17 protein-coding genes are annotated in these 17,410 nt (G+C 38.9%); 10 read left to right on the plus strand and 7 right to left on the minus strand.

What is annotated here, in order from left to right; genetic code table 11:
- The first annotated feature begins 179 nt into the window (after nt 1–179).
- The 10 genes from BN1068_RS05055 to BN1068_RS05100 all read left to right on the plus strand — a co-directional run bounded on the left by BN1068_RS05055 (nt 180) and on the right by BN1068_RS05100 (nt 10,343).
- Nucleotides 180–1,091: an ROK family protein gene (locus BN1068_RS05055; RefSeq protein ID WP_254846724.1), complete on the plus strand. Its 912-nt coding sequence runs from the start codon at nt 180–182 to the stop codon at nt 1,089–1,091.
- Nucleotides 1,092–1,207: 116 nt separating this feature from the next.
- Nucleotides 1,208–2,821 carry an extracellular solute-binding protein gene (locus BN1068_RS05060; RefSeq protein WP_077601744.1) on the plus strand — a complete coding sequence of 538 codons (1,614 nt, stop codon included), beginning with the start codon at nt 1,208–1,210 and terminating at the stop codon, nt 2,819–2,821.
- A 199-nt stretch (nt 2,822–3,020) separates the two neighbouring features.
- Nucleotides 3,021–3,965 carry an ABC transporter permease gene (locus BN1068_RS05065; protein ID WP_077601745.1) on the plus strand — a complete coding sequence of 315 codons (945 nt, stop codon included), beginning with the start codon at nt 3,021–3,023 and terminating at the stop codon, nt 3,963–3,965.
- A 12-nt stretch (nt 3,966–3,977) separates the two neighbouring features.
- Nucleotides 3,978–4,874: a carbohydrate ABC transporter permease gene (locus BN1068_RS05070; protein ID WP_077601746.1), complete on the plus strand. Its 897-nt coding sequence runs from the start codon at nt 3,978–3,980 to the stop codon at nt 4,872–4,874.
- Nucleotides 4,875–4,960: 86 nt separating this feature from the next.
- Nucleotides 4,961–5,578, plus strand: coding sequence for a YesL family protein (locus tag BN1068_RS05075; RefSeq protein ID WP_077601747.1), 618 nt, complete (start codon nt 4,961–4,963; stop codon nt 5,576–5,578).
- A 21-nt stretch (nt 5,579–5,599) separates the two neighbouring features.
- A complete protein-coding gene (locus tag BN1068_RS05080; RefSeq protein ID WP_077601748.1) occupies nt 5,600–6,871 on the plus strand; it encodes a Gfo/Idh/MocA family protein in 1,272 nt (423 codons plus the stop codon).
- A gap of 132 nt (nt 6,872–7,003) precedes the next feature.
- Complete coding sequence (locus BN1068_RS05085; protein ID WP_077601749.1) at nt 7,004–7,993, plus strand: LacI family DNA-binding transcriptional regulator; 990 nt, start codon at nt 7,004–7,006, stop codon at nt 7,991–7,993.
- 55 nt (nt 7,994–8,048) lie between these two features.
- Nucleotides 8,049–8,909 carry a DMT family transporter gene (locus BN1068_RS05090; RefSeq protein ID WP_077601750.1) on the plus strand — a complete coding sequence of 287 codons (861 nt, stop codon included), beginning with the start codon at nt 8,049–8,051 and terminating at the stop codon, nt 8,907–8,909.
- A 19-nt stretch (nt 8,910–8,928) separates the two neighbouring features.
- Nucleotides 8,929–9,753: an MBL fold metallo-hydrolase gene (locus tag BN1068_RS05095; RefSeq protein WP_077601751.1), complete on the plus strand. Its 825-nt coding sequence runs from the start codon at nt 8,929–8,931 to the stop codon at nt 9,751–9,753.
- Between the two features lie 17 nt (nt 9,754–9,770).
- The gene (locus BN1068_RS05100) at nt 9,771–10,343 is read left to right on the plus strand and encodes a GNAT family N-acetyltransferase (protein ID WP_077601752.1); all 573 of its coding nucleotides are present in this window, start codon (nt 9,771–9,773) and stop codon (nt 10,341–10,343) included.
- Nucleotides 10,344–10,499: 156 nt separating this feature from the next.
- Here the strand turns inward: BN1068_RS05100 and BN1068_RS05105 are convergent, their stop codons facing one another.
- From BN1068_RS05105 to BN1068_RS05130, 7 genes are all read right to left on the minus strand, one after another.
- Nucleotides 10,500–11,543, minus strand: a complete 1,044-nt coding sequence (locus tag BN1068_RS05105; RefSeq protein WP_077601753.1) for a galactitol-1-phosphate 5-dehydrogenase — start codon at nt 11,541–11,543, stop codon at nt 10,500–10,502.
- 14 nt (nt 11,544–11,557) lie between these two features.
- On the minus strand, nt 11,558–11,710 hold the full coding sequence (locus BN1068_RS23540) for a hypothetical protein (RefSeq protein WP_175637080.1): 153 nt from the start codon (nt 11,708–11,710) through the stop codon (nt 11,558–11,560).
- Nucleotides 11,711–11,745: 35 nt separating this feature from the next.
- Nucleotides 11,746–12,780 carry a zinc-binding dehydrogenase gene (locus BN1068_RS05110; protein WP_077601754.1) on the minus strand — a complete coding sequence of 345 codons (1,035 nt, stop codon included), beginning with the start codon at nt 12,778–12,780 and terminating at the stop codon, nt 11,746–11,748.
- A 183-nt stretch (nt 12,781–12,963) separates the two neighbouring features.
- The gene (locus BN1068_RS05115) at nt 12,964–14,223 is read right to left on the minus strand and encodes a PTS galactitol transporter subunit IIC (protein ID WP_077601755.1); all 1,260 of its coding nucleotides are present in this window, start codon (nt 14,221–14,223) and stop codon (nt 12,964–12,966) included.
- Nucleotides 14,224–14,295: 72 nt separating this feature from the next.
- Nucleotides 14,296–14,574 carry a PTS sugar transporter subunit IIB gene (locus tag BN1068_RS05120; protein WP_077601756.1) on the minus strand — a complete coding sequence of 93 codons (279 nt, stop codon included), beginning with the start codon at nt 14,572–14,574 and terminating at the stop codon, nt 14,296–14,298.
- Nucleotides 14,571–15,062, minus strand: a complete 492-nt coding sequence (locus BN1068_RS05125; RefSeq protein ID WP_077601757.1) for a PTS sugar transporter subunit IIA — start codon at nt 15,060–15,062, stop codon at nt 14,571–14,573. Before BN1068_RS05125 ends, BN1068_RS05120 begins: the two co-directional genes overlap by 4 nt.
- Nucleotides 15,063–15,142: 80 nt before the next feature.
- Nucleotides 15,143–17,203, minus strand: coding sequence for a BglG family transcription antiterminator (locus tag BN1068_RS05130; protein ID WP_077601758.1), 2,061 nt, complete (start codon nt 17,201–17,203; stop codon nt 15,143–15,145).
- Between the last annotated feature and the right edge of the window lie 207 nt (nt 17,204–17,410).

Below are 17,410 nucleotides of genomic sequence, written 5' to 3' on the forward strand. Positions count from 1 at the left end.
AAGAAAAGCTCCTTATTCTTAGTAAACTGATTATATAAGGAGTATTTACTTATTAATTTTTAATTTTAAAAATATTATAGACGAATAAAAAACAGTATGTTAATATAAGAAAAACATTAGTAAATAATTTATTAAAAAATAAGTAAATGTTTACTTAAGGTGGTGATAAATTGGAATATGTGATTGGTGTAGATATTGGAGGAACAAAAATTGCATCAATTGTTGCAGATTCTGTTGGAAACATTGTTCATCGTTGTGAACTGCCGAGTATAAAGGAAAAACCGGAGGAAATGTTTCATCAAGTAATCAGATGCATTCATCAATTAATTCTTTCAGCAGATGTTTCTATGCAGGAAGTAACTTCAATGGGGGTTGGTGTTCCAGGGAAAGTAGACCGCGAGAAGGGATTAGCTGTTTTCCAAAATAATTTACCATGGAGAAACTTTCCTATCGTTGAGAGATTGAAAGAGCAATTTCCGTCAATAAAGAATATTACGATAGATAATGATGTGTATATGGCTGCTTATGCAGAATGGAAGGCGGCGGAATTACCAGAGAATGCTACATTTGTATATGTGACTGTAAGTACTGGTATTTCCTGCTCGATTATACATAACGGAAATTTTCTTAGAGGAAATGGATTTGCAGGGGAACTTGGTCTTCTTCCGATGCCGGGAATTGACCAGACCCAAACAAGTACAACATTAGAAAATATTGCTTCAGGTCCCGGGATTTTACGGCTGGCAAGAGACAGCTATAACGATCCAGATTTGGAGATAGAAACATTGTTTTTTAAGTATCAAAAAAATGAAAAACAGGCAGTAAAGGTGATTAACCAGATGCTTGAATCGTTTGCTAGAGGACTTTACACTATTGCTTGCCTGATTAATCCACATCAAATAGTTTGTGGAGGCGGTGTAATTAATCATCAGCCATATCTAGTTGATTTACTAAATAAATTAGTTGATAATTTTATGATTTTAGAACAGGGGAGAACCAATAGTCTAATTAAAGTCAGTAAATTAGGAGAAGATGCCGGAGTGATTGGGGCGAGTAGAAATGCTCTTGAAAATGTAAGCGTTTTAAAATGAGTTAATTAAAAAATATTTATAAGGGGGTGAAAGAAGCTATATTGCAGTCTTGAGCATTTCAGTTATCGCTTTTATTAAACTATTTACTTCTATTCAATTTAAGGGGAGGGTTTTCATTGAAACTAAAAAAGCTATTTATTGTGATGATGCTGTTAGTTCTTATATTAGCTGCGTGTAGTAATAATAATTCAAGCAGTGATGCGGCCGAAGAGGAAGATTTAGATAATCTGACTGACTCAGGTTTGCCGATTGTAGAAGAACCGATTGAATTAGATATTTTCGCAGGGAAGGCACCGGCAACCGCAGATGATTGGAATGATGTTCTAATTTGGAATGAGTATGAGGAAATGACAAATATTAACGTGAATTGGGACATGGTGCCGCATGAGGGGCTGAGTGAGAAACGAAATCTTGCTTTGGCGAGTGGAGATTTGCCTGATGCTTTCCATAGTGCATTAATTCCTGTTCCTGATATTTTCAAGTATGGACAGCAAGGGACCTTTATTCCTTTAAATGATCTGATTGAGGAGCATGCGCCAAACTTTAAAAGGATATTAGAAGAGTACCCGGAAGTAGAAAAGGCGATTACGTTCCCGGACGGCAATATTTATTCTTTCCCATTAATTTATGACCCTGAGTTTTCTGCATTGCGTATTAGTGAGGGACCATGGGTCCGTGAAGATTGGCTGGAGGCATTAAACATGGATGTGCCGGAAACAACAGATGAATTTTATGAGTATTTAAAAGCGGTGAAGGAAGGTAATCCGAGCGGAGATGAAGGTATGGAGGAAATTCCATTCGGAGCACAATCCATCAATGGACTAGTGACCTATTTGAAGGGGTCCTTTGGAATTGGAAATAAAGGAATGGATCATCGTTTTATTGATTTGGATTCCGACGGAGAATTAGTACGATTCTATCCAGCATCAGATAATTATAAAGAAATGCTTGAATATATTCATAAACTTTATGATGAAGGCTTAATTGAAGAGAATATTTTCTCTATCAGCCCGGAACAATTCTATGCAAATGCAGGCGAAGGAGTCTATGGAAGCACGTATAATCATAGCCCGGCAGAGCTATTTCCTGGAGAGCATAGAGACAGCTATACAGGTGGACTGACATTGGAAGGCCCTCATGGAGATAAAGCATTTACAGGTATCTCATTCCCTTCCAGTACGACTGGGTTTGTCATTACCAGTCAAAACGAAAACCCGGCAGCAACGGCGCGTTGGATGGATTACTTCTATAGTGATGAAGGTGCTGAGCTGTTCTTTATGGGGATTGAAGGAGAGACTTTTGAAAAAACAGAAGACGGCGAGTATGAGTATGTAGAAGAAATACGTGATAATCCAGATGGATTAACATTAGACCAGGCAGTAGCGCAATACCTGACTTGGCCGGGTGGTCAATATCCAGGAATTTTAATGGAGGATTACTTTAAGGGCGCTGAAGGTACAGAATCATCCAAAGAGGCCGCTGAAAAACTGGAGCCAGATTTTATTGAAGAAGTATGGCCATCCTTCACATATACAGAAGAGGAGAATAATACCATGACATCAGTGGGAGCAGATATTGAGAAGTATGTAACAGAAATGACAGATCAATTTATTTCTGGTCAGACTCCGCTCTCAGAATGGGATACCTATGTTGAGACTCTTGAAAACATGGGATTAGAACAATATATGGAAATTCAACAGGATGCTTACGAACGTTACTTGAGCAACTAAGAGATATCCTATTTGCTGCAGCAGACTAATTACGAAGAAGAACTTTTTAGAGAGGGGATGCAAAATCATTCCCTCTTGTATTCTTACTATGAATAAACTTTAGAGTTTATTTGTTTGAAAGGGTTTGATGAGAGACTCGTTCCTCATTAAAAGTTTTACTTTGTTAATGTGTAGTTATGGCTGTAAAAGGAGGGCTAGAATGGCAAAGAATCCTGCACGCGCAATAAGTATGAATAGCAGATTAGATAAATTTAAGAAAAATGTTCTTTTGAACTGGCGATTATATGTTTTTCTTTTGCCGGCAATTCTTTACTTCACTATTTTTCATTATATTCCAATGTATGGGGTGCAAATTGCTTTTAAAGACTTTTATGCAACAGAAGGAATTACAGGGAGTCCATGGGCTGGATTTGAACATTTCTCCCGTTTTTTCGATTCCTATTATTTTTGGAGGTTAATTAAAAATACCATTATTTTAAGCCTTTACCAGCTTATTTTATTTCCATTACCGATTATATTCGCGCTCATGTTAAATGAACTGAAAAATGGTCCTTTTAAAAAATGGTCACAGACACTTACATATGCGCCGCATTTTATGTCTGTTGTTGTTATTGTAGGAATGCTTGTTGCTTTTTTGGACCCAATCACCGGGATTATAAATCATGTGATTACTTCTTTAGGAGGGTCGTCCATCTCATTCCTTACAAGTCCGGAATGGTTCCGCCATATTTTTGTATGGTCAGGTCAATGGCAAACGCTGGGGTGGGGGACTATCATTTACCTGGCAGCATTATCAGGTGTTAATCCAGAGCTCCATGAGGCTGCTAAAATGGACGGGGCCTCAAGGATACAGCGAATCCTTCATATTAATATTCCAGCAATTTTGCCGACCATTGTGGTTTTATTTATCTTAAATATCGGAAGCTTTATGGCAATTGGATTTGAGAAGGTACTCTTAATGCAAAATAATTTAAATGCGGAAACGTCAGATATTATTCAAACATTTGTATATCAAACCGGTTTGTTAGAAGGACAATATAGTTTTGCTGCAGCAATTGGCCTGTTCGATTCCGTCATTAATTTAACATTGCTGGTAATCGTTAATCAAATTGCGAGGAAAACCAGTGAGAACAGTCTGTGGTAAGGAGGAATTGGTATGCGAAAGTTTCAACTGTCCGATAAGGGTTTTGATGTTCTCAATACGATATTTGTTACGATTATCGTATTGCTGATTGTTTACCCGCTTATCTTTGTATTAAGTGCTTCTATCAGCAGTCCATCAGCCGTTAATACAGGTAAAATGTGGCTGTGGCCGGTAGATATTTCGTTTAGTGGATTTAAAACAGTTTTTCAAAATGATGCGATTTGGTCAGGGTATCGAAATACGATTGTTTATACGGTTGTCGGGACCATTCTTCATTTAGTCATATTACTGCCCTGCGCCTATGCTTTATCCAGGAAGGAAATTGTAGGGAAACAGTTTATTATGTGGTTTATTTTATTCACCATGTTATTTAACGGCGGGTTGATACCTACTTATTTAGTCATTCAATCATTAGGAATGATTGACACCATATGGGCAATTGTTGTTCCAAATGTTGTTGGCGCCTGGTCCATTCTCGTTGCCCGTGCTTTTTTCCAGCAGAGTATACCGGATCAGCTCGTGGAAGCATCGAAAATTGACGGGGCAACGGATTTTCAGATTTTCTTTAAAATTGTTTTGCCGCTATCTCTGCCAATTATTGCTGTTATGGCATTATTCCATGCAGTTGGTTTATGGAATCAATACTTTAACGCATTAATCTATTTATCAGATGAAACAAAATATCCTTTACAGCTGATTTTAAGAGAAATATTAATTTTAAATGAAGGGATGACCGGCGGGGCAGGGACTGAAGGAGGATCAGTGAACTCATTTGCAGAACAAATTGAGACAGCCTCTCTCATTAAATATGCAGTTATTATTGTATCTTCTTTACCGCTGCTAATCGTGTATCCATTTGTTCAGCGGTTCTTTGTCAAAGGTGTATTGATTGGATCTGTAAAAGAGTAAGAAACGCTGTTTAAATTAACAATGTTTTCGGCTTTAAACATATTACGTATATGAAATTCGAGCTATTTCCAGCAGGAGGGGAGAAAATGACAGGATTTATTGCAGGATATTATAATTTTTGCCTATGGATTACGAGATGGCTATATGTTCACTTTCTATGGATCGGTTTTACGATTCTTGGTCTGGGTGTGCTGGGGATAATGCCTGCAACAGCTGCGATGTTTGCTGTTGTCAGGAAATGGGTTCAAGGTGACACTGACAAGCCGATATTTCCATTGTTTTGGAAAACATATAAGCAGGAATTTCCAAGAAGTAATATTCTTGGAGGGATTCTATTTTTAATTGGTTATGGCTTGTTTATCCAGTATCAAATATTACGTTCGCAGGAAGAAGCTGTGTATTATGTTGCAAGCTTTGCTATCCTTGCTTTAGCTGCCTTATTTACTGTGATTCTCCTGTACTTCTTTCCTGTATTCTCACATTTTAAGCTATCAAATATACAGTATCTTTTATGGCCGTTTATGATTGGTTTTTTACATCCTGTCTTAACGATAGTTTTGTTTACAGCTGTTGCAGGAATTTATTATCTTGTTTATATCAGTATGCCAGGATTGCTATTTTTAATGGGAGGGAGTGTGGCAGCTTTTATCTTAACGTGGGGCGGGCAGTTAACATTTGCAAGATTTGAGCGCAGAGAAGAATAAATTTTAAGAGGAGGAATAAATATGCAACCTAAAAAAGCTGTATTGATTGGCGCAGGAGATCGTGGAGCCAGAGCGTATGCACCTTATGCCTTAAATTATCCGAATGAACTTCAAATCGTGGCAGTAGCAGATCCGAATGATGAACGGAGAAACCGGGTAAAAGTAGAGTTTGAATTGGAGGAAGACGCTTGCTATACTTCCTGGGAAGAGCTTTTACAGGGGGATAAAAAAGCAGATATTGCCATTATTTGTACATTAGACCGTTTTCATTATGAGCCGACGATAAAAGCATTGGAAACAGGCTATCATGTGCTATTAGAAAAACCCATGTCGCCTGACCCAAAGGAATGTATCGAGATGGAGGCGACAGCAGCGAAATATAACCGCCAGCTGACCATCTGCCATGTACTGCGTTATACAGAATTCTGGTCAACGATTAAGCAGGTTATTGCACGGGGGGACATCGGGCAGGTTGCTTCGATACAATTAAATGAGAATGTGGAAATCATGCATATGTCGCATAGCTTTGTCCGGGGGAATTGGAGTAATAAAGAGAAGTCGAGCCCGATGATATTACAGAAATCCTGCCATGATATGGACATTATTAATTTTGTTATGGGGAAAAAATGTGAACGAATTAGCTCCTATGGCTCGTTAATGCATTTTCGAAAAGAAAATAAACCAGAAGGGGCTCCCAAGCGTTGTTTAGAAGGATGTCCGGTTGAATTGGAATGCCCTTTTCATGCAGGACGCTATTATTTAGGTGAAGGCAGAGGCTGGGCTAAAAAGTTTACAGAGGATCATACCAATGAAGGAATTATTAAAGCGCTGAATGAAACGGACTATGGGAAATGTGTCTATCAGTCCGATAATAATGTGGTAGATCATCAGGTTGTTAATATGGAATTTGAAGATGGAGCAACAGCGACCTTCAGTATGTCAGGGTTCACCAGAGAACAGACACGTATGGTACAGATTATGGGTACAAAAGGTGAGATTCGCGGTAATATGGCTGAAAATCAAATTTCTGTTTATGATTTTTCAAGCAAACAGGAATCCATTATTAAGTTTAGCAGACCAGTTGGCGGTCATGGCGGCGGGGATAATAATATTGTCCGTACCTTCCTGCATGATATTGATCATTATGGAGAACAGGAAAGCATCTCCTCTGCTTCGACATCGTTAAGAAGCCACTTGATGGCATTTGCTGCTGAAGAATCAAGGCTTAACCACGGACAGTCTATTCATATTGATGATTTTTATTCTGCTTATGCGACTGGTGCAATCCAGTAAATTATAAAAAATATTGGTTTATTATTAAAAGATTGCCGTTAACCCTTTCGAAAACCCAGAATTATCATGATTTTTAGAAATAAAAGTGGTACGATTAATACGAATGACAGAGGGGATAAAGAAGGTGTTTACATGGCAACGATTAAAGATATTGCGAAATTGGCTGGTGTTTCAGCCGCAACTGTTTCACGCGTATTAAATTATGACGCATCCCTATCCGTGACAGATCAGACAAAAAAACGGATATTTGAAGCGGCAGAAGAGCTCTCTTACCAGAAGAAATCAGCTCATAAATTTGGCGGGCATAAGATTGCAATTGTGCATTGGTATACAGAACAGGAAGAATTAAACGATTTATATTATTTATCGATCCGTTTAGGGATTGAACAGCGCTGTAAAGAATTAAATATGAATGCAGATGTCTATTTCTTTGATAATATCAATGAAATAGCTTCTAAAGATGTTGATGGAATAATTGCTGTTGGAAAGTTTAGTTATTCTCAGGTGAAGGAGCTGGCAAAGGTTAATCAGCATGTTGTCTTTGTTGACTACAGTCCCGATCAGGATCATTTTGATGCGGTGATTGTTGATTTTGAGAGAGCAACCTATAAAGTGATCGATTACTTCCTGGAAACAGGTCATCAGGAAATCGGTTTTATTGGCGGCAGAGAAATTGCTAAAGGAGAAAAAGAGGTTATTCCTGATTTGAGAGAGCGGACATTCTGCTCTTATATGAAAGAGTTAGGTTTATTCCAGTCAGACTATGTTTATGTTGATATTTTCTCCGTTGACAATGGTTATAAACTTATGAAAAAAGCAATTGAAGAGCTGGGTGAACGGTTACCGTCTGCTTTCTTTATCAGCAGTGATGTCATGGCAATTGGAAGTTTAAGAGCTTTACATGAAGCAAATATTTCAGTGCCGGAAAGAGTAAGTATTATTGGAATAAATGATATGTCTATTTCAAAGTATGTTTACCCCTCGTTGTCTACAGTGAAGGTATTTACGGAGGAAATGGGAGAGGCTGCAGTAGATACCTTGTTAGAGCGCTTAGACGGAAGAACGATTGCGAAAAAAATATTATTGGCTACAGAGTTAATTTTAAGAGATAGTGTGAGATAAAAAATCTATACTTTGGAAAGTATTAAAACAGGTCAGATATAAGGGAAGTGAAAGTTTGTCAATATGGGCGTTATCTCTTGTTATGACTGCAGCAATCCTGCATGCAATATGGAATTTTCTCGCTAAAAAGTCATTAGGAGGTACTTCGTTTGTATGGCTGTATACATTCACAAGTACAGTGATTTATAGTCCGATTGTTTTAGGTGTTATTCTGTGGACGGATGTAACCATTGGATGGGCGGGAATCGGATTAATAGCGGCAAGTGCTTTATTGCATTTGCTTTATGCTGTAATCCTCCAAAAAGGATACCGGATTGGCGATTTCTCACTTATTTATCCTATTGCCCGGGGAATCGGTCCGATGCTGGTTGCATTCGCTGCCTTTTTCTTACTGAAGGAAGAATTAAACGGATTAGGAAAGCTGGGCATTTTTTTAATTATTTGCAGTGTGTTTATTTTTACCGGCGGTTTGCGAATTTTGAAGGAAAGAACGATGCTTCCTTCTATTCTGTATGGTCTGCTAATCGGCTGTATGATAGCCAGCTATTCACTATTGGATAAGTATATTGTCAGTGTTTCGATAATCCACCCGGTTCTGCTTAACTATGGAACTAATCTGGGAGTAAGCCTTCTGTTATTTCCCTTTGCAAAGAAGCACTGGCAGGATGTTCGTCTGGATTGGAGCAGCAGAAAATTGGAAACAATCGGGATTGGTCTATTTAATCCGCTGGCATATATCCTCGTCCTGATTGCAATGGTTCATGCTCCTGTGAGTTATGTAGCTCCTGTAAGAGAATTGAGTATTTTAATCGGAGCTATCTTAGGCGTTGTTTTTTTGAAAGAGAGTTTTGGAAGACAACGGATTATTGCTGCTCTTGTTATGGTTATTGGTGTTATTATGGTAGCAGTATCTTAGCTTTGAGGAGGGATACAGGATGAAGGTGCATTTTTTAGGAACTGCAGCTGCAGAAGGGTTTCCAAATGTATTTTGCCGATGTCAGGCTTGTCAGGATTCCAGGAAGGCAAAAGGAAGAAATATCCGTACCCGGAGCTCGGTGATTATTGATGATGCATGGAGAGTGGACTATCCTCCGGATGCTTATTATCAGGCACTCAGAGATGAGATTGATATGTCCAGAGTCAATCACCTTTTGCTGACACATACACATTATGATCATCTTTGTGCAGGGGATCTGCTTTCTCGTATGGAAGGCTTTGCTCATGGGGTAGAGGAGCCTTTAAACATTTATGGGAATGACTTAGCGCTGCATCAATGTAGAATTGGTTTTTCAGAGGAAGGCAGTATTCAGAAGCAATTTATGATGAAAAGATTAATTCCTTTTGAAGCCTTCTGGATAGGGCAGGCAAAAATTACTCCGCTTTTGGCAGATCATGATCCGCGGGAAACCTGTTTATTATTTTTTATAGAAAAGGATGGCAAGCAATTACTCTATGGAAATGATTCCGGCTGGTTTCCTGAAAAAACATGGGATTGGCTCAAAGGCAAGAAGATCGATATGGCGATATTGGATTGTACAGTTGGACAGAATGGAAATCCTAAAAGCCGTAACCATATGAGTGTGGAAACGGTTATAGAGGTGCAAAAGAAGTTCAAGGCCTGGAATAAAGAAAATGTAAAGACACAGATTATCGCAACGCATTTTTCTCATAACTGCGGATTGCTGTATCAGGATTTAGTAGATATATTTGAACCTTATGGGATTGAGGTTGCCTATGATGGACTGGTTAAATACATATAAAAATCTGGAGGCTTTCCATGAAAAAGAAATACTATTTAGAGAAGATGAATCCGACCAATATAAACATAAAGGTTCTTTATAACTATTTAAAACAGGACTTTGAACGGCAGGAATTATTTCCTCAGTTTGTGCTGAAGCGTAATTTCAAAAAGGGGAGGATGGAAGCCGTTTATCTGACGGATGGCCAAGAGAAATATGGTTATGCTATTTATCAGGAATTGTCAGCATTCAAGGGAATTTTTATTTCGTATCTGGCTATTCTTTCTAAATATAGATCAAATGGACTTGGAGGGGAATTAATTAGTCAGCTGAATGATTTGTCTCCCGCTGGCATGTTACTGGAGGTAGAGGATCCGGAAGCAGCGAAGGGGAAGAAAGACTATACGACAAGACTTCGCCGAATTAGCTTCTATGAGCGGAACGGGCTGCATGTGAATCCGAATATGAAGGTAAATTCTTTTTTTGTTCCATTAAGAATGATGGATAATTTGGATAAAACAGATGCTTATGATATTTCCTTTTATCAGAGGCTGTATAATCGTATTTTAGGATTGCCGTTAGGGCGTATTTTTATTAAGGAGAATTGCTAAAGAATACATTTTATATTCAATTGATTATTTTCGATATACTTTCAAGTGCCAGATTGACGACCAGCTCCGTGAGATGTAAGATAAAAGAGAAAAATGATTTGCGTGTAGTTCTATAAAGGCTAAAAAAGAAGTCGGAAGTGGTTCCCGGCTTCTTTTTTATGGATGAAACAGCACTTTTACAGCATCTATTTCTTTATAGGTAAGCTGATGGAAAATCTCAGGGCCTTTTTCTAATGGAAGATGATGAGAAATCATCGGTTTTATATCAAGCTGCCCCGTTTTCATAAAATGGAGACCGGTCTCCCATTCTTTTCCCGGAAAAGGTGCAGATAATGCATTCCAGGAGCCGAGAATGCGCAGTTCATTCCGGACAATTTTCTCAAAATAATAGCGCTGAAGGGTAATATCACCATAGGGAATTCCCATGTATAAAACCTCGCCGCCTTTTTTGGGAAGCGCAAGAACCTGCTCACTTGTAATCGGAGAGCCTGCTGATTCGACTGCCAGATCAACTCCTAAAGAAGTATGCTTTTTAATAACTTTTTCTGCATCTTCTTTCAGCGGGTTAATAAGAATATCAGCACCCAGCTGCTTAGCAATTTTCAGCTTGTTTTCATCAATATCAATGGCAAAAACAGTCGCTGCTCCAAAAATTTTAGCCCATTGAATCGAGAGGAGACCGATACTGCCAACACCCATGACAGCTACTGCTGCTCCCGGCTGAATCGATGTGCGGTAAAAACCGTGTGCAACGACAGAAGCGGGCTCCAGCATGGCAGCAGTGTCAAAGTTAATTTCATCTGGCAGCTGTAACAGATGAGATGCAGGCAGGGTAACGTATTCAGCATATGAGCCGGGATGCTTTGCGCCAATAACTGTCAATTCTGCGCAGCGGGTCGGAGCTCCCTGTCTGCAGTAGATACAGCGACCACATGAAAAGGTCGGGCAGGCGGCTACTCGATCACCCTCTTTAAAATGTGTTACCGCACTCCCGACAGCAGCTACAATTCCTGAAAATTCATGACCAAAGGTTGTTCCTGGAACATAAGGCCCAAGCTTTTTATAGCGGGATAAGTCTGAACCGCATATTCCGGCAGACTTTACTTGGATTAGAACATCCTCATTACTAGTTAGTTGAGGAATGGGTGTATTTTCTTCATAACGTAAATCCTCTATATCATATAAATTTAGAGCCTTCACATCAGAACTCCTTTCTACTGCGACTGGTTCGATTTTTTCCTCTTTTTCACTAAGAAATAGCCGGCGATCCCGACGATAATCGAGTTAAAGATAAGCTGATATTCAAAATAAAATTGACTTATTCCACGCATGGGACCGAGCATAAAATCTAAAAACATATCAACCATGTTAAAACCTCATTTCGATATTAATTTCATATACTTTAATCATCCAGAGGGGTCAGTAAGACTTTAATAGCTTCTCCGCTTTTGATTGCCTGATAAGCTTTATCCCATTGGTCGATAGCGTATTCATGCGTTACCAGACTTCTTGCGTTTACTTTGCCTTCCTTCATTAATTGAATGGAAGGCTCCCAATCAGCGGGCTTTTGACTTCTGCTTCCAACCACCTGTATTTCCTTCTGAATGACTTTTTCCATATCGAAGGAAACCTGGGCTTCCGGGAAGATGCCGATTTGTGCGTAGTGTCCTTTTTTTCTTAATAAATCCAATCCTTGATTGGCTGCATGAATCGAACCGGAGCATTCTAAAAGAACATCTGCACCATAACCATCCGTCAGCTCATTTACTTTGTCCTTTAAGCTTTCCTCTTGAAGGTTGATGACATAATCCATACCGACTTCTTTTGCTTTATCGAGGCGGATCTGATCATTTGTCAGGCCGGCAACTAAAACAGTCGCGCCATAGCTTTTTGCTACCTGGGCAGCAAATAAGCCGATTGGACCCGGGCCAAGGACGATAACCAGATCTTCTTCACGGATTACTGTTTTTTGAATGGCATGATAAGTACATGCCAAGGGCTCTGTCATTGCAGCAGACCGATCATCTACCTCCTGAGGCAAATGGTGAAGACTTTCTTCACGTGCAATCAGATACTTGGCAAAACCGCCATTTACCTGGCTTCCAATTCCTTTACGATGGTTACATAAATTATAGTCTCCTGACTGACAATACTCACATTCTCCACAAACATAAAAGGTGGTTTCTGATGTAACGCGATCACCGACTTTAAAATTTGTTACACCCTCACCAATTTCTACGATTTCTCCGGAAAATTCATGTCCTAATGTAACCGGGGCTGCGACTTTATAGTGGCCTTCATAGGTATGGATGTCGGAGCCGCAGATTCCGGCATATGCAACTCTGATTTTTACTTGATGGCTGGAAACAGTAGGCTCTTCTACATCCTGGAGCTGTAAATTTCCGTGTCCCAGTTCGGTCTTAACAAGAGCTTTCATCGTTTATTCTCCTTTTCAATAATTTCTGTACTTTTCCAATGTGATAGAAAGGGTTAGCAGAAATAATGATGAGCCATTCTTAGGCAATGAAGAAAAAAAGAATCATAAGTAATTTTCCATAACATCATTATTTTCTGCTGCTTACATATCAAAAGTAACTTTTAATTCAAATAAAACTTTCCATTAATTAAAAAGATCAAAGAATCTCCAAATTACCCAGTTCACGATATTACCGCCCTGATCAATACTGGATACCTGTGCAGAACCTTCCGGAAGATTAATATCTGCACGCATCGCCATATCTGTAAATAATGGGGCTATATCTGTTGCTACATAGAGTGAAACAGCTATCATAATCGAACCGACGATAACAGAGTGAATAATATTCCCTTTAGAAGCTCCGACCACAAAGGCAATAACAAATGGAATTGTCGCCAGGTCTCCAAAAGGAAGGACAGCATTTCCTGGTAAAATAACAGCAATCAGAACAGTGACCGGCGTTAAAATAAGTGCAGTAGCAATAACAGATGGATGACCTAAAAGAACAGCTGCATCCAGACCAATGTTAATTTCACGATCACCGAAGTGTTTATTCAGCCATGTACGGGCAGATTCAGATACTGGCATTAAACCTTCCATCAGGATTTTTACCATTCTTGGCATTAGTACCATAACAGCAGCCATAGAGATACCAATATTAATAATGTCGCCGACACCATAACCGGCTAAAGCACCAATTGCGGCACCTAGGATAAGTCCGATAACCATGGAATCCCCAAACACACCAAAACGCTTTTGGATGGAATCTGGATCAGCATGCAGTTTATTGATACCAGGGATTTTCTGAAGTCCTTTGACAACAAAAATAAATGGTGCATAAGAAATCGTACTTCCTGTTGCAACAGAAACTCCAGGCATTTCATAAAAATCACGAACCATTGGCTGGGTCCAGTCAGCTATTTTCAAACAAATAATCTGGAATAATGTTGCTGCAATTAACCCTTGGACAATACTGCCGGATACGGTATAGACAATTGCCCCCATAAAGGTGTAATGCCAAAAGTTCCAAATATCTACGTTCATTGTTTTCGTTGTTTTTGTTACCAGCATGATAACGTTTACAACTAAACCTAAAGGAATAATAAAGGCAGCAATCGTTGACGCCCAGGCAATTGATGAGGTAGCCGGCCAGCCAATATCAATTGTATTTAAACTGACACCGAGCCTGTCGACCATTCCTTGCGCTGCCGGGCCGAGATTTAAAGTTAATAAGTCTATGACAAGGAAAATACCTACAAATGCAACACCAATTGTCAGACCGGAACGAAAAGCTTTTCCAGGCTTTTGGCCAAATAAAAGTCCAAGTAAAAAGATGACAACGGGTAAAATGACAGTAGCTCCTAAGCCTAGAAATGCTTGTATAAAATCAACAAATCCTTGCATTAGTTTTCCCTCCTATGGGTTAGGATGCTGCTCTATTTAAGAGGAAGTTTAAAAAAATAGAGCAGCAAAATATTATTTTAATAACTCTTCTAAAATCTGTTTCTTGGTATCTTCTACACCAATCCCTGTCAGGAATGTACGTGCATTAATAACCGGGAAAGTATATTCCTTCTTTGTCATTGCAGTAGTAACTAATAGATCTGCTGTATCCTCGTAGGTACTTACTTCTGCAATTCTGATTTGTTTTAAATCTACCTTTATCCCATTTTCTTTCGCTAATTCTTCAATTGCATTATTCACGACAGTGGATGTAGCAATTCCTGCTCCGCAAGCTACAAGTACTTGTTTCATAGTCTTTCACCTCCTTTAAAGTCACTCAAATTAAGTTTTTCAGTTACTTGTTTCTTCATATCCAGTACACTATCTGTCTGGAGCAATTGGTCGAGAAAAGTGCCTTCTTGAAAAATCTTCATTAAATCCTGCAGAAGCTCCAGTTGTGAATGAGGCTCATCCATTGCCAGCATAAATACGATTTGAACAGGAGTGGTTTCGCTTACTTCTCCCATAATGACAAAGTCTACCGGATTTTTTAATGTAGCTATGCTGATGGTTTTCTGATTTACATGGACAGCATCTGTATGTGGAATAGCTACAGATACGCCTGCTGTTGGTAATCCGGTTGCAAATTCTTGCTCCCTTTCGATAATTGCCGGAATAAAGCTGTCTTTGACATAATGATGTTTTACTAGATTTTCTCCCATCTGCTGAAGTACCTCTGTGTAGTCAGCAGCCTCTAAATTCATTAAAATAACTTCCTCATTAAAACGAAATTCACTCATGAAATACCACTCCTGCCTTAACTATTAGTGCGTGTTCAAAAGTCCTGTTTATTGGGCTTTTTGAACATCCTTCTATTAAATCAATTAATAATATAATCCCGAATCAACTTGTATATATATTCCTTCGAACTGGCCTGGATCAGTTTCGGTAACAGACTGGATGAGGAAGCGACCTTCATTAATTGCATCAGTGCATGAATATGCTGTTTTTTATCAACTGCAGCAATCATAATCATCAAGTGAATCTGATGATTTTCTTCCCCGTAAGCAACCCCGTTACGAATTTTTAACAGGCTCATACCAACTTTTTGAACACCTTCCTCTGGTGTAGCGTGAGGAATAGCAACATGCTCGCCGATAGCAATATAAGAATCTTCTTTCGAATGCTGGATGGTTGCATCAATATAATTTGGTGTAATGTATCCATACTTGAGTAATGGAGCACCGCATAGCCGGATAGCTTCATCAAAAGAGGAGACAGATTCTCTCAGCGTAATATGATTCATAGTCAGAAAATCATGTAAGTCTTTCTCTTCGTTAGCAGAGGCTTGCTTTGTAATAGCGGCATTCTTATCTCGATGGATATAAGCATAAAGCTCCTTACGCAAGCTCTTTTCGTCTGAAATATGGGAATGCTGCTGGATTTTATCAATTAAATCGTCCACATTGATTTCATTTGGAATATAATCATATATTTCCAGCATGACTTGTTTTCGAATGCGCTGCTTATCTTCTGCACGCAGAACCGGTTTGCAGATAAACAGCTTTTTATCGGTCTCTAACGTAATTGGCGAGAAAACGATATCGTAATCCAGCTCGTAATGTAAAAACTCTCTGACAGACAGCCAATCCAAAAATACGAATTCAGGAAACAGCTCGCGCAGCTGCTGAAACATTAACCGGGAAACGGAAATTCCCCGCGGACAGACAACCAGTGCTTTTATTTTCTGAGCCATACTTTCTCCCTGTTTATGCATCCAGCCGCTGATCAACATTACAATGTAAGTAACTTCATTTTCAGGAATCCTGCTTTCCATCACTTCTTCGAGCGGACTAATTGCTAAATGAACCAGATGACGGATTTGCTCAAATTCTTCATTCTCGTTATCTTCAAAAAGAATGGAATCTGTCAGCTGATATTTAATCCGGTAGTACGCAGGTGTTAAATGCTGCAGAAGCTTATCAATCAACTGCTTACGGTCATGAAAGGTAATGCAGGCATTTTTTTCAAAGAGCCGGACCATTTTATCGATCGCCGGAATTAAGTCAGGAATGTAATCCTCTGTCACCCAGGAATTCCGGTGCACACTGCCTGTTAACAGATTCAATGTAATAAAGATACGCTCCGGTGTTGGAAGACTTTTATCGTATAAAATTTCTTCAGTCGCCTGATATTCCTTTGTATTAGATAGCTCGTCATAACGGATAAAGAAAGGTTGAATTGGATATCCTTTTTGGATTCTCCGCAGAATTAATACAAATATTGCCGGGAGCGACATCATAATTTCATCTGTGAATTGAATGGTAAGCTTTTGTTCCACCCGCTCCAGCCTGCGCTCGAACTGGGCAAGCAGTTCATCCTCAAGCATCAGTATTTCCTGCAGCTTTCTTTTATTGTCGTCATGCAAAATTAATTCATTTGCAAGTCCTATCATCATCTTGCGTGCCTGAAATTCATTTCCTATAATCTGATAACCATCTTTTCTTGTATGCTGTATTTCCAATTGATAAGAATCCAACAGTTTCTGAGCATGCTTCATATCATTTAAAATGGTGTTCTTACTGACATCCAGCTGTCTGGTTAAATCGTTTAACGAAATACTATCTTTTCCGCCTAATATGGCCATAATCAGAAATTTTACCCGATTCTGTTCAGACATAATTCCGTCCCGGGACTTTGAATCTCCAGGGAAACCATGCTTCACAGTTGCAGTTAAAATAGATTGATCAATAATAAATTGACCTTTCCTGGTTCGTTCGATTTCTGGCAAATGACTGTCTTTTAACCAAGTATTTATCTTTTGAAAGGTATAGCCTAATTGTCGGCGAGAAAGATTATATTTATCTGCAAGCTCTGAACTTGAAATACTTGTATCGTTGATTAGTGCGTTAAAAATAATCTCTTCTCTTTCTCCTAACACAACGCCTGCCTCCTTTGATTAGAATCATAACAATTGCTGAATAATTAATGAATGCGTTTACATCACAAAGTAGAGAATCATCTTTGTACAACATTGTGATAATGCATCTTGTTTTATCCTACATAAAATTTTGAAATAATAGTAGTAACAGGAAAGAGAATTTACAATCTATGTTGCAGAATAAAAGTAAAGCGGTTTGATTTTCTT

The sequence above is a fragment of the Oceanobacillus sojae genome (assembly GCF_900162665.1).
Classification (GTDB): Bacteria; Bacillota; Bacilli; order Bacillales; family Amphibacillaceae; genus Oceanobacillus; species Oceanobacillus sojae_A.